Here is a 14,848-nt window from a genome sequence, read left to right as displayed (position 1 = left end):
TAAGCATTCTCTTCTCATCAACGACTGTTGTTACACCTTTGTCTAGCAAGTAACTTAACGATTCCTTTAAAGCAACGACAATCGAAATAGCTGGCGTAAAAGGTTGTTCGCACTTTTCATTAAAAGAATTAAAATATTTTTTATAATCCCAATAATATTTAGGTAAACTCGATTGTTCCATGGCATCCTTTGCCTTATCGCTTAAGGCGACAAAACTTAATCCCGGTGGAAGCAAGAATCCCTTTTGACTACTAGCAACTGCACAGTCGACTCCCCATTCATCCATGTGAAATTCATGAACAATCATCCCGCTAATGCAATCTGTAATTAATAGGCAGCCTCTATTTCGCGTTAAATTCCCTAACGGTTTCAAATTGTTCAAAACACCTGTCGAGGTTTCATGATATGTCACAAAAACTCCTTTAATTTCCGGGAATTTATCCAAAATATTTTCAACTTCGTCAATATTATAACTATTTCCCCACTCATAACATAATTCATGAACAGTTAACCCATAAACCTGGCAGATTTCAATAAATCTTTTCCCAAACCATCCCGTATTAATAACCAGTACGGAATCACCTTGTGAAAAAAGGTTAACAACGGTTGATTCCATTGACCCTGTTCCAGAAGATGTTAAAACTAAAACATCGTTCGATGTACCGAACACAACTTTTAAATCTTCGTTGATTTCCTTTAGTAACTCGTGATAGTCTGCCATTCGATGATGAATTAAATCTCGTCCAAGAACCTCTCTAATAAAATCAGGAACATTCGTCGGTCCTGGTGTAAATAAAACTTTACTCATTCTCCTTCACCCTCTTTTCATTTATCACATAATCTTAGAAGCCTATTATCTCCAATCTTATAAACATTCATTAACTAATCTATGCAATTAAAGGGAGATAAAATGATATCTCCCTTCTATTTTAATTAACTATTTATCACTTTTTTTGCGATATCTGTACGGTAGAACAAATCTTTACAGTCTATTTTTTTTACTTCTTGATAGACTTTTTGACGTGCATCTTCAAGCGTATCGCCAGTTCCCACAACAAACAGAACACGCCCGCCATTTAAGGAGATTTGATTATCAATTAATTTCGTTCCCATATGACAAACATCTACATCGACTAATTCGTCTAATCCTTTAATTGGTGTTCCTTTTACGTAAGCACCTGGATATCCCTTAGCAGCCAAAACGATTCCGACAGTGGCTTTATCATTCCAATGACACTCAATATCTTTACCTTCTAATAAGGATAACATAATATCAGTTAAGTCTGTTTCAAGGCGTGGGAGTAACACCTCCGTCTCAGGATCACCGAATCTGGCATTAAATTCAATAACCTTAATCCCTTCCGCTGTCTTCATTAAACCAGCATATAAAATTCCTGTGAAAGGGATTCCCTCTTCAATCATCGCCTTTGTCATTGGTTCAATCACTTGGTTAATTGCATCTTCATAATCAGTGTCAAAAATTAATGGGTGAGGACTATGATTTCCCATTCCTCCCGTATTTAATCCCAAATCACCATCATGAGCACGTTTATAATCACGTGCGATAGGCATTGCCTTATAAATTTCATTTGAAACAAAAGCCATTAAAGAAAACTCTTCTCCGTCTAAAAACTCCTCAATAACAATTTTAGATGATGCATCATCAAATTTTCGATCAAGAAGCATTTCCTTGACAGTAGCTTCAGCTTCTTCCAACGTTTGACAAATCACAACTCCCTTTCCAGCCGCCAATCCGTCAGCTTTAATTACAATTGGCATCTTTTGTGTTCTTAGATAAGCCGTAGCCTCTTCTATATTAGTGAACTCTCCATAGGCCGCCGTCGGAATATCATACTTTTGCATCATATATTTTGCAAAGGCTTTACTACCTTCAATTAAAGCTGCCTCTTTAGTAGGACCAAAGATAGGTAGCCCTAATTGATTAAACTCATTAACAACCCCTGCCATTAGAGATACCTCAGGACCGACAATTGTTAAATCAATCTGATTTTCTTGAGCAAAAGCCGCCAATTCCGCAACATGAGTCTCCTCAATTGGAACAAGGGTTGCTTCACTCATTCCATCGTTTCCTGGGGCACAAAAAATTTGAGATGCCTTACGATCACGTACTAATTTTTTTACGATGGCATGCTCACGTCCACCGCGTCCAATAACTAAAACTTTCATAGCCTACTCCTCTTATCACTCATCCATTAATGTTTAAAATGACGAACCTTTGTAAATACCATGCATATTCCATGCTTGTTACATGCATCAATTGAATCTTGATCTTTAATTGATCCACCTGGTTGAATAATAGCTTTGATACCATATTTTGCAGCTAACTCCACCGTGTCAGACATCGGGAAGAAAGCATCTGATGCCAAATAAGCCCCTTGTGATAACTCTCCGGCTTGTTCTAACGCAATCTTAGCTGATCCTACACGGTTCATTTGTCCTGCACCAATTCCAATAGTCATATCCTCTTTTACTAAAGTAATTGCATTTGATTTTACATGCTTGCACACATTAAACCCAAACATTAATTGTTTTAAGTCCTCGCTTGTTGGTTGAACTTCAGTCACACACTCTAATTCTTCTTTGTTAACTTGAAGCGTATCAAGATCTTGAACAAGCACTCCACCTTTAACTGATGCTAATTTCATTCCATTTTCTAATCGTTTTGACATATCAGTAATTAAAAGACGAAGATTTTTCTTTTGTTTTAAAATCGCTAAGGCTTCCTCACTAAAGCTTGGTGCGATAACGATTTCTAAAAATAACTGATGTAATTTTTCAGCTACCTCTTTAGTCACCTCTTTGTTCAATGCAACAATTCCACCAAAAATAGATACTGGATCCGCTTGGTATGCTTTATCATATGCTTCTTCAATCGTTGAACCTAACCCAACACCACATGGATTCATATGCTTAACCGCAACGGCTGCTGGTCCTTCAAATTCTTGTAAAATTTCGAGTGCAGCATTTGCATCCGCAATGTTATTATAAGACAATTCCTTCCCATGTAATTGTTGACTATTAACCACACTATATGAAGGCTGTTGTAACGTTTGATAAAACGCCGCCTTTTGATGAGGGTTTTCACCATAACGTAATCCCTGTTTTAAGTCATAAGTTAACGTTAATTTCTCTGGAAATTCGATTTCATTAATTTCATTAAAATAATTAGCAATCATCGCATCATATGCTGCTGTATGATTAAACACTTTTCCTGCTAACATTTGACGTGTTTTTAATGTTGTATTTTGATTCTCTTCAATTTCTGAAATAACTAAATCGTAATCTTTTGCATCGACAATAACTGTCACATCATTAAAGTTCTTAGCGGCAGAACGTAACATTGAAGGTCCACCAATATCGATATTTTCAATTTTATCCTCATGAGTTGAAGCCGTATTTTGAATAGTTTTAGCAAATGGATATAAGTTGACACACACAAGATCGATATACTTGATTTGATTTTCATCCACCTGTTGTTGATGAGAACTATCCCCACGTTTTGCCAATAAGCCTCCGTGAATCATTGGATGTAACGTTTTAACGCGCCCTTCTAATATTTCTGGAAATCCAGTCACCGCATCAACTGCAATAACTTCCACACCGGCTTCCTCTAAAGCCTTTTTAGTTCCACCTGTTGAAATAATCTCATACCCTAATTCTACTAATCTTTTTACAAAAGGTACTAAATTTGTTTTATCTGATACACTAACTAACGCTCGTTTCATTCCCTAAACGCCTCCTATAACTCTAAAAGTCTTTCAATAACTTGTGGATACAATTCATGTTCTAACTCATGAATACGATTTATTATTTCTTCCTTAGATTCTTGACCTGAACGTTTGAAACACGATTGATCAATAATTTTCCCTGTATCTATTCCTGCATCAACGTAGTGAACCGTGACACCCATAATCTTCACACCATAATTCAAGGCATCTGTAATTCCATCACGACCTGGAAAAGCAGGTAATAATGCTGGATGAATATTAATGATCTTACCTTCATAGGCATCTAAAAGTGTCTGACCAATAATACGCATATATCCCGCTAAAACGATTAAATCGGGCTCCACCTTAGATAACTCCTGACAAATTACCTTTTCAAAGTCTGCCTTTTTGGCATAATCCTTAGGATGGAAGACGAAAGTCGGGATACCAAGCAGTTTGGCACGCTCTACACAATAGGCTCCTTCTTTATCGCAAACTAACAAGGCTACTTCACATTTTTTTAGATGTAATTTTTCAACAATAGTTTGAAAGTTGCTTCCACTCCCAGATGCAAAAACAACTATTTTCTTCATACTAATTGAACTCCTTCTCCCTCAATGACCTCTCCAATAATATAAGGTTCCTCATCACAGTTTTTCAAAATTTGCATTGTCTTTTCTGCATCCTGACGATCAACAATAATAACCATTCCAATCCCCATATTAAAGACATTGTACATTTCACGTTCTTCTAAGTTACCTAACTCTCTTAGGTAGTTAAAAACTGGAGGTATAGGATAAGAGTTCTTATTAATCTTCACACCACAACCTTTAGGTAAAGCACGTGGGATATTTTCATCAAATCCTCCACCTGTAATATGTGCCATACCATGGACACCGATTTCCTTAATAAGCGATAAAATAGGTTTTACATAAATCTTTGTAGAGGCTAAGACAGCTTCTTTCACTGTCATACCTAATGAATCTTCATAACGATTTAAGTCAATGTCATTATCTTTAAATAAAATCTTTCGAACAAGAGAATACCCATTTGAATGAATTCCACTCGATGGTAAACCAATTAGGACATCGCCTGCTTTCACCTTTTCACCGGTAATCAACTGGTCTTTTTCAACAACGCCAACTGCAAATCCTGCCAAATCGTAATGATCTAAGTCATACATATCCGGCATTTCTGCTGTTTCACCACCAATTAATGCGGCACCAGCTTGTTGGCACCCATCAGCTACTCCCTTAACGATAGCTTCAATTTTTTCAGGCTCATTTTTGCCAACAGCGACGTAATCTAAAAAGTAAAGGGGTTGAGCTCCTTGCACAACGATATCATTTACACACATAGCTACGCAATCAATTCCAATTGTATCGTGAACATCAGCTTTAATAGCAACCATTAATTTAGTTCCTACTCCATCAGTCCCCGAAACTAATAACGGTTTTTTATAATTTAATTCTGATAAGTCAAACATTGCTCCAAAAGCACCAATTCCTGAGAAAACTCCTTGTCGATGCGTTTTTGCTACATGTTTTTTAATTCGATTTACACTTTCATAACCCGCTTCTAAGCTAACACCAGATAACTCGTATGCTTTACTCATTTCTCTTTCACCTCTTATTTAACTTCCTTATTGGCACTTTTTACATCTTCATATAAGTACGTCGGGTAGTCCCCGTTAAAGCAGGCCACGCATTGACCACAGTTCTTTCCAAGTTTAGAATCACGTCCAATACCCTTTGTTAAACCGTCAACTGAGACAAACGCTAATGAATCCGCCCCAATTAACTCACATATTTGATCCGTTGTATGTGTAGCCGCCACTAATTCATCATAAGTTGAAAAATCTACCCCGTAAAAACAAGGAAACTTTATCTCGGGTGAAGCAATTCTCACATGCACTTCTCGAGCACCGGCCTCACGTAACATATCAACCATTCGTCGTGAAGTCGTCCCACGAACGATTGAATCATCAATTAGAACAACTCGTTTATCTTTAACGATTGAATGAACAGCTGATAACTTCATTTTAACTCCCTGTTCTCGAAGAGACTGTGAAGGTTGAATAAAAGTACGTCCGATGTATTTATTTTTGACCATCCCAATTTCAAATGGAATCATCGATTCTTCTGCATACCCAATCGCCGCACTCAATCCCGAATCAGGCACACCAACAACAATATCTGCCTCAACAGGAGCTTCTTTAGCTAAAATACGTCCACAATTTTTTCGCGCCTGATGAACATTAATTCCCTCAATATCACTATCAGGACGAGCGAAGTAGACATATTCCATACTGCACATACTCTGCTCACCCTTCACCGCATAACTTTCTGAAGTCATCCCTTCTAAATCAATACGGATGACCTCACCCGGTTTAACATCACGAATATAAGTTGCTCCAATCACATCGAAAGCACAAGTTTCTGAGGCAACAACAAATCCATTTTCACCAATTTTCCCAAGCGATAAAGGGCGCAGCCCTAATTTATCCAAAGCAATATACATTTCGTTTTCCTTTAATAATAAGAAAGCAAAGGCACCCTCGATATAAAGCAATGATTCTTTTAGGGCACTTAACATATCGCCACGTTGTCTTTTTAACAAATGCGCTAAAATTTCCGAATCAGATGTTGTTTGAAAAATACTACCTTCATTCTCCAAATATCCTTTTAATTGATGGGCATTAACTAAATTACCATTATGACACAACCCAAGTCTCCCCGTTTGAGATTGGAATAAAAAAGGTTGCACATTCATGATACCTCCACCACCTGCTGTTGAATAACGAACATGACCGATGGCATGAATTCCTGCTAATCGATTAATATCTTGTTGTGTAAATATGTTATGAACTAGCCCTTCACCCTTATGTTGGTGAAGAGTTTGTCCATCACTTGTAACAATTCCGGCTCCCTCTTGCCCACGATGTTGGAGGGCATGTAACCCGTAATAAGTTAACTCTGCCGCATTTTCGTGATTAAATACACCGAACACGCCGCATTCTTCATTCATTTTATTTTCAAAAAATAAGTCTAATTCTGACATTCCACTCACCCTATCGACTGACACGATTTAAAATTTCAATATACGCTTCTTCTACATTCCCAAGATCTCGTCGGAAACGGTCTTTATCTAATTTTTCGTTTGTCTCTTTATCCCATAATCGGCATGTATCTGGAGAAATCTCATCTGCTAATACAATGGTTCCATCATTTTTACGACCAAATTCGATTTTAAAATCAATTAATCGAATCCCTTGCTTATCGAAAAACTCAATAAGTGCTTGATTAATTTCTAATGTCATTTTTTTAATTGTGGCTAATTCCTCGTATGTTGCCAATCCTAATGCCACAGCATGATCATCATTAATTAATGGGTCACCATACGTATCGTTTTTATAGCATAATTCATATACAACGTTACTTGGTACTGTCCCTTCTTCAATTCCTAAACGTTTTGCCATGCTTCCAGCAATAACATTACGAATAATCACCTCTAAAGGAATAATTTCTACTTGATGGCATAATTGATCACGTTCATTTATTTTTTCGATAAAATGTGTCTTAATTCCGCGTTTTTCTAACATTTCAAAAATGATGGTTGTAATAGCGTTATTTAAGATTCCCTTATTAGCAATACTCGATTTTTTTACTCCATTAAACGCTGTTGCGTCATCCTTATAATGAATAACTACCTTTGCTGCATCATCTGTTTTAAAAATTTGTTTCGCTTTTCCTTCATATAACATTACACGATTTTGACTCATTATAATCATCCTCCGTCTTCTCTATATACCTCTATATATTATAGAAAGGAATTTGAGGGGATTAGACTGATCAATCCCTCTCAATCCCTCTCAATCCTTCACATAAACCGTAAACCAATAACTTCTATTTGAAATATTTAACTCCACTTTCAAAAATTAACTGATCATAATCCCCTGGGACATTTTTAAAAATTTGGTCTCCCATTCGCTCTGAGTGCCCCATTTTACCAAGGATTCGTCCATCTGGACTCGTAATCCCCTCGATAGCCATAATAGATCCATTTGGATTATAAATACCATCCATGGTCGCTTGATTATTTAAGTCAACATATTGCGTTGCAATTTGACCATTTTCAATTAATTGTTTAATCATTTTATCATTCGCTACAAACTTACCTTCACCATGAGAAATTGCCACATTATGAATAGCCCCTACCTCAGTTTGCGATAACCATGGCGATTTATTGGATGCGATTCTTGTACGAACAATTTTAGAAAGGTGGCGATTAATATCGTTCTTTACTAGCGTCGGTGAATCCTCTGTTACTTGATTAAATTTTCCATAAGGTAATAATCCAGATTTGATTAATGCTTGGAATCCATTACAAATTCCTAAGATTAATCCGTCACGCTCGAGTAATCCTTCAACACTTTCTCGAATTCGTTCATTCATTAAAACAGATGTAATAAATTTACCTGATCCATCTGGTTCATCTCCGGCACTGAATCCACCTGAAAGCATTAAAATTTGTGATTGATCAATATGTTTCACCATACGTTCAATGGAAGACTCAATATCTTGGTGATTTTGGTTACCAAAAACATCGATAATAGTTTGAGCTCCTGCCCTTTCAAAAGCTCGTGCTGTATCGTATTCGCAATTTGTTCCAGGGAACACAGGTAAAAATACTTGTGGAGTCGCTCCTAAAGGAGAGGTTTTAATATGTCTATTCGTGTAGTCAACTGTTTGAACCATTTTTTCCGATGATGAAGAGGCAATCGGATAGACGTGTTCAAATTTCCCTTGCCATGCTGCCAAACACTCATCAATCGTTAATACCTCTTGATTAACAATAATTAACGGATCTTTCGTCGTTTTCCCTAATAAATGAGCATGTTCAAATAATAGTGGGCGATCTGTTTCAACGATGATCGATCCAAAATCTATATTAAATAAATCATAACCTGTCTTAATGCTTGCCCCAATCTTATTACCAAACGACATTTTGGCAATCGCTTCAGCAATCCCCCCCTGTTTAATACTAAACGCAGATTTAATATGACCAAGCGTCACCATGTCGTAAATAAAATTATAATTTTCTTTTAATTGTTCAATGTTTGGCATTAAATCCTTCGTCGGATTATGCTTAATTAAATAAATGTAGTTATCTACCTCCTTAAATTCAGGAGATAAAACTTTAGACGCCTTTTCAGTTTGCACTGCAAATGAAATAAGTGTTGGTGGGACATGTAAATCACCAAATGATCCACTCATACTATCCTTTCCACCAATAGCCGGTAGATTAAATCCTTGTTGAACATAGATTGAACCTAATAGCGCGGCGAATGGTTGACCCCAATTTTCTGGATCTTGACCTAAGCGACGGAAATATTCCTGGAATGAAAAACGAATTCCTTGCCATTTTCCACCTAACGCTATAATACGTGCGATCGATTCAATTACTGCGTAAGCCGCCCCATGAAATGGTGACCAAGTTGTAATATCTGGATTATATCCATGTGTTAACATACTTACTGTATTTGTCACCCCATGACGAAGTGGAATTTTATGTACAGATCCCTCTGTTTCAGTTAATTGATACTTTCCTCCATAAGGCATTAAAACACTTGTTCCCCCAATTGTTGCATCAAACATTTCAACCATCCCTTGTAAAGATGCGACATTAGGTTGTCTTAAGTTATTTAAAAACTTTTCCTTAATGGTTTCTCCTTCAATTTTACTCGCAAATGGATCTTCTTCCTTTGGTGTGACAACTTTGACATCCATGTATTGACGTGCACCATTTGTATCTAAAAACTCACGTGATAAGTTGACGATCACCTTATCATTCCAATACATTACTAGTCGGTTTGTATCAGTAACCTTAGCAACCACTGTTGCCTCTAAATTTTCTTCAGTAGCAAATCCAATGAACGTGTCTAAATCCTTTGGATCAATTAAAACAGCCATACGTTCCTGAGATTCTGAAACGGCTAATTCTGTCCCGTTTAACCCTTCATATTTTACTGGAACTTTGTTTAAATCAATCTCAAGTCCATCTGCTAACTCACCAATGGCAACACAAACCCCACCTGCTCCAAAGTCATTACATTTTTTAATTAGACGTGTTACTTCTCCATTTCTAAATAAACGTTGAATTTTACGCTCGGTTGGCGCGTTCCCTTTTTGAACCTCAGACGAAGCCGTTTGAATAGATGTTTTAGTGTGAGCCTTTGATGACCCCGTTGCTCCACCAATACCATCGCGTCCTGTTCTTCCACCTAATAACACAATGATATCCCCTGCTTGTGGTTTTTCACGACGAACATCACTAGCCTTAACTGCACCAACTACAGCCCCTACTTCCATGTGTTTTGCCTTATACCCTTCATGGTAAATTTCACGTACAAAGGTTGTTGCTAAACCAATTTGATTTCCGTAAGAACTATTTCCATCAGCCGATCGTTTAGAGATGACTTGCTGTGGAAGTTTACCTTCCATCGTTTCTTCGATTGTTTCAAGAATATTTGCTCCACCACTGATACGCATCGCTTGATAAACGTATGAGCGTCCAGATAGTGGGTCACGGATAGCCCCACCAATACAAGTTGAAGCTCCACCAAATGGTTCAATTTCAGTAGGGTGATTATGCGTCTCATTTTTAAACATTAATAACCATGGTTCGATTACACCATCTACATCAACATCGATGAAAATACTACATGCATTGATTTCGTCTGAAACTTCTAAATCTTTTAATAACCCTAACCTTCTTTGCTCCTTCATTGAAATAGTCGCCATATCCATTAAAGTCATCGGCTTGCGATTATGATGTACACGTTGACGCATCTCACAATACTCGTTGTAAGTTGACTCTAAAATTTCATGAAAACGTCCACTTTCAAACGTTACGTTTTGAAGAACCGTTTCAAAGGTCGTATGACGACAATGGTCAGACCAATAAGTATCAAGCACCTTTAATTCAGTTTCTGTCGGATTTCGGTGTTCTTTTCGACAAAAATACGCTTGAATTAACTTGATATCATCTAAAGTCATCGCCATATTATGTTCGTGTAAAAATTGATCTAATTGCTCATCATTATAATCGATAAAACCTAGATGAATTTGTACATCTTCAATCTCAACTGACTCATCTAATTTCAAAGGAGAATCCATATCCTTTTCACGCATTTCAATCGGATTAATATAGTAATGTTTAATTTTTTCTAAATCCTCGTTAGAAGTATCTTCATCTAGAAGAATTACTTTACCACTTTTAACACGAACTTCGTCATTTCCTGTTAAAAGTTGAATACACTGCATAGCAGAGTCGGCACGTTGATCATATTGTCCCGGTAAAAATTCAACAGCAAAGTAAACCTTATTTTCTAGATCTAATGTCTCGCTAACCACATCCGTTACTTTTTCAGACAAAACATTTTGTTTCGTCACTTCTAATTGTTGATCATTAATATTAAACACGTCGTACACATTAACAATACGAACATTTTTTAATGCAAGGTGCAAGTTCTCGTTCAACTCATGCGCTAAGCTCATAGCCTCCGTTGCGTAACTCTCTTTCTTTTCTACATAAACGCGATACTGACTCATTTCTCATCCTCATCCTTTACTTGGGAAAATTATTTAAAAATTGATTAACCTGTTCTAATACTGTTGCTTCACACGGATTAACAAACGTGAGGTGCCCCATTTTACGATTTCTTTTTGCTTCTGCTTTTCCATAAAGATGAAGTTTAGCCTCTGAAAACTCGGGCTTTTTCCACATCTCTAACGCATAATCTACATGTTGGCCTAGAAGATTTAACATCGTCGCAGATTTAATTAATTGTGGTTTGATCAAAGGCAATCCACAAATGGCACGAATATGTTGTTCAAATTGAGAAACATTACACGCATCAATCGTATAATGACCTGAATTATGAGGGCGTGGAGCTAACTCATTAATAATAAGCTCATCTCCTACAACAAACATCTCAATCGCAAGTGTTCCCACAAAGTCTAATTTCTCAATTAATGTTTTTCCAATTTCCTCTGCTTGTAATTGTTGACGTTTATCTATTCGGGCAGGCACAACACTTAAGTGCAAAATATGATTGTGATGAATATTTTCAACAATCGGAAAAACCTCAACTTGTTTGTTCGTTCCCCGCGTCACAATAACTGAAATTTCTTTTGTAAATGGAACAAAATCTTCTAAAATACAAGGTTGAGTCGCTACAACGGATTGGACATTTTCTAAATCTAAATCAGACTTTAATGTCCATTGGCCTTTTCCATCATAACCTCCACTTACTGTTTTAAGAATACATGGGTAACCAATATTTAACACTGCCTGCTTTAATTCATCGACTCCTTCTACTTTTTCATAAGGGGCCGTTTGAAACCCACACTTATTAATTGCTTTTTTTTCGATATACCTTTGTTGGGTCAACATTAAAGGACGCTCTCCCTGAGGTAAATACCCTCTAGCTTCTACCCTTTTAATTTGACTTCCATCAATATTTTCAAACTCATACGTGACAACATCACTTAAATTTAATAACTTTATTAAAGCCTCTTCACAATCATAAGGGGCATTGATTTCATAATCAGCGATTTGAGCGAGGGGGCCATTTTTTGAAGGCTCCAACACCGCTATTTTATATCCCATTTGTTTTGCCGATATTGCCATCATTCGTCCAAGTTGCCCGCCACCAATAATCCCAATAGTAGCACCGGGTAAAATCACTCTACTCACCTAGATCACTTTCCTTTAACACAGATTCCGTCATTTCTTCACGATATTCATCTAGCTTTTTTGTAATCGTAGCGTTACTTGTACTCAAAATAGAAGCTGCAAGCAATCCCGCATTTTTCGCACCTGCTTTACCGATTGCAACAGTGGCAACTGGAATTCCTCCAGGCATTTGAACGATTGAAAGAAGCGAATCTATCCCATTTAACGTTCTAGACTGAACAGGAACACCGATAACAGGAAGTGTCGTTTTAGCTGCAACCATTCCAGGTAAGTGAGCAGCTCCTCCTGCTCCAGCAATAATCACCTTAATCCCTCTTTCTCGCGCAAGTTCAGCATATTCGAACATTTTATCTGGCGTACGATGAGCGGATACAACGTGTGCCTCATATGAAATTTGCAATTCGTCCAATACTTTCATCGACTCTTGCATCGTTTCTAAATCGGATTTACTACCCATGATAATTCCAACTAATGGTTTACTTGAAATTTCATAAATTCTCTCCATAAGTTTTTTCCTCCAAACTAGATCAAAACTCTATCCTTATATTTATTAAGTTAGAAGGAGGGAACCGTTAGCCCCGTTCCTTCCTATTTTAACCTCAAAATATATCGAGCGGATGCTTATTACTCTCTAGAATAATCCGACACATTCTCCCTCTGGCGTCACATCCATTTTAAGTGCAGCTGGTTGTTTTGGTAAGCCTGGCATCGTTAATACATTTCCTGTTAAACATACAATAAACCCTGCACCTGCCGAAATGCGAATTTCACGAATCGTAATATCAAAGTTTGTTGGACGTCCTAATACCTTTGGATCATCGCTTAACGAAACTGGTGTTTTAGCCATGCATACTAGGAAATCTTCATAACCTAACTCTTTAATTTTTTGAAGTTGATTTTTAGCTTCATCTGTATAAACAACTCCACGAGCTCCGTAAATGTTTTTTGCAATAGTTAAAATTTTGTCCTCTAACTTTGCCTCACGCTCATATAAAACTTTAAATGTTTGGTCATTATTCTCAACTAATTCAATAACACGATTAGCTAACTCCTTAGCACCTGCTCCACCATTTAACCAAACGTTAGCAATCTCGCATGGGTGGTTATTTTCCTCACACCATTTTTTTAGGAATTCTAATTCTGCTTCTGTATCGTGAGTAAACTGATTCACGGCAACCACATACGGTAAGTTGAATTTTTGAATAGAGTCGATATGTTTCGCTAAATTTTCAATTCCTTTTGCTAATGCCTCAACATTTTCTTCTTTTAAATTGTCGTATTCTACCCCACCATGCATTTTTAACGCACGAACTGTCGCAACAATAACAACACAATCAGGTGTTAATTTACCTTCACGACATTTAATATCTAAGAACTTTTCAGCACCTAAGTCAGCACCAAAACCAGCTTCAGTTACAACATATTCCCCTAATTTTAACGCCGTTTTAGTCGCAATAATTGAGTTACATCCGTGGGCAATGTTTGCAAATGGACCTCCATGAACAATTGCAGGTGTATTTTCACACGTTTGAACTAAATTTGGCTTTAAAGCATCCTTTAATAACATCGTAATCGCACCTTGGATTTTTAAATCCTTCACAAATACCGGTTGATCATTTTTTGTATACGCAACAATAATGTTACCAATTCTTTCTTTTAAATCCTCTAAACTAGTTGCCAAACATAAAACAGCCATAATTTCAGAAGCAACAGTAATATTAAATCCATCTTTACGTTCAATTCCATTAACATGTGACCCTTGTCCAATTGTAATTTCACGTAACGTACGATCATTTAAATCTAGGCAACGTTTAAACACAATTTTGGTTGGATCAATCTCACATTCATTTCCTTGATAAATATGATTATCTAACAAAGCACAGATGGCATTATTAGCACTTGTAATAGCGTGAATATCACCAGTAAAATGCAAATTCAAATCTTCCATCGGTAACACTTGAGAGTAACCCCCACCAGCTGCTCCACCTTTTAGTCCCATAACCGGTCCTAATGATGGTTCACGTAAAGCAATCACAGACTGTTTGCCAACATGATAGAAACCTTGTCCTAATCCAACTGTCATCGTTGTTTTTCCTTCACCAGCTTTCGTTGGACTAATCGCTGTCACTAAGACCAACTTTCCATCTTTACGTTGATTATTCATGACACTTAAATCAATTTTAGCTTTATATTTACCGTAGCACTCAATATCATCTAAGATATTTAGTTCCTCCGCAATTGTTGTAATCGATTTTAATTCAATCTCTTTAGCAATTTGTAAGTCGTTTTTCATTTTAAATACACTCCTTTTCACATCATAAGAAACTGCCCTACCCATTTAGAATAAACAATATCGGTCA

Annotated in this window: 11 protein-coding genes (1 of these 11 only partly in view); all 11 read right to left on the bottom strand. The window is 36.9% G+C overall.

Features of this window, described 5'->3' with window-relative positions; translation table 11 throughout:
• Positions 1 to 808: the 5' portion of an alanine--glyoxylate aminotransferase family protein gene (locus VXM77_RS00765; RefSeq protein ID WP_262951162.1), read on the bottom strand. The gene continues 284 nt to the left of window position 1, outside the view; the window shows 808 of its 1,092 coding nt (coding positions 1-808); its start codon is at positions 806 to 808; its stop codon lies off the left edge, out of view.
• Between the two features lie 125 nt (positions 809 to 933).
• Complete coding sequence (gene purD / locus VXM77_RS00760) at positions 934 to 2,187, bottom strand: phosphoribosylamine--glycine ligase (protein ID WP_161832471.1); 1,254 nt, start codon at positions 2,185 to 2,187, stop codon at positions 934 to 936.
• Between the two features lie 26 nt (positions 2,188 to 2,213).
• Positions 2,214 to 3,746, bottom strand: coding sequence for a bifunctional phosphoribosylaminoimidazolecarboxamide formyltransferase/IMP cyclohydrolase (gene purH / locus VXM77_RS00755; protein ID WP_338506632.1), 1,533 nt, complete (start codon positions 3,744 to 3,746; stop codon positions 2,214 to 2,216).
• A 14-nt stretch (positions 3,747 to 3,760) separates the two neighbouring features.
• Positions 3,761 to 4,321 carry a phosphoribosylglycinamide formyltransferase gene (gene purN / locus VXM77_RS00750; protein ID WP_338506630.1) on the bottom strand — a complete coding sequence of 187 codons (561 nt, stop codon included), beginning with the start codon at positions 4,319 to 4,321 and terminating at the stop codon, positions 3,761 to 3,763.
• Entirely contained in the window at positions 4,318 to 5,343 is a 1,026-nt protein-coding gene (gene purM, locus VXM77_RS00745) for a phosphoribosylformylglycinamidine cyclo-ligase (RefSeq protein WP_338506628.1), read from the bottom strand. Before purM ends, purN begins: the two co-directional genes overlap by 4 nt.
• A 14-nt stretch (positions 5,344 to 5,357) precedes the next feature.
• Positions 5,358 to 6,788, bottom strand: coding sequence for an amidophosphoribosyltransferase (gene purF, locus VXM77_RS00740; RefSeq protein ID WP_338506625.1), 1,431 nt, complete (start codon positions 6,786 to 6,788; stop codon positions 5,358 to 5,360).
• Positions 6,789 to 6,798: 10 nt separating this feature from the next.
• Complete coding sequence (gene purC / locus VXM77_RS00735; protein WP_161832466.1) at positions 6,799 to 7,509, bottom strand: phosphoribosylaminoimidazolesuccinocarboxamide synthase; 711 nt, start codon at positions 7,507 to 7,509, stop codon at positions 6,799 to 6,801.
• Between the two features lie 124 nt (positions 7,510 to 7,633).
• The gene (locus tag VXM77_RS00730) at positions 7,634 to 11,341 is read right to left on the bottom strand and encodes a phosphoribosylformylglycinamidine synthase (protein ID WP_161832465.1); all 3,708 of its coding nucleotides are present in this window, start codon (positions 11,339 to 11,341) and stop codon (positions 7,634 to 7,636) included.
• 16 nt (positions 11,342 to 11,357) lie between these two features.
• Positions 11,358 to 12,488: a 5-(carboxyamino)imidazole ribonucleotide synthase gene (purK, locus tag VXM77_RS00725; protein ID WP_338506621.1), complete on the bottom strand. Its 1,131-nt coding sequence runs from the start codon at positions 12,486 to 12,488 to the stop codon at positions 11,358 to 11,360.
• A complete protein-coding gene (gene purE / locus VXM77_RS00720; RefSeq protein ID WP_161832463.1) occupies positions 12,481 to 12,993 on the bottom strand; it encodes a 5-(carboxyamino)imidazole ribonucleotide mutase in 513 nt (170 codons plus the stop codon). Before purE ends, purK begins: the two co-directional genes overlap by 8 nt.
• Positions 12,994 to 13,119: 126 nt before the next feature.
• Positions 13,120 to 14,781 carry a formate--tetrahydrofolate ligase gene (locus VXM77_RS00715; protein WP_338506620.1) on the bottom strand — a complete coding sequence of 554 codons (1,662 nt, stop codon included), beginning with the start codon at positions 14,779 to 14,781 and terminating at the stop codon, positions 13,120 to 13,122.
• Positions 14,782 to 14,848 lie beyond the last annotated feature (67 nt).

It is taken from the genome of Turicibacter sp. KK003 (genome assembly GCF_037014675.1).
Taxonomy (GTDB): domain Bacteria; phylum Bacillota_I; class Bacilli_A; order MOL361; family Turicibacteraceae; genus Turicibacter; species Turicibacter faecis.
The sequence above is the reverse complement of the archived record's forward strand: the minus strand, read 5'-3'. Positions and strand labels throughout refer to the sequence as shown.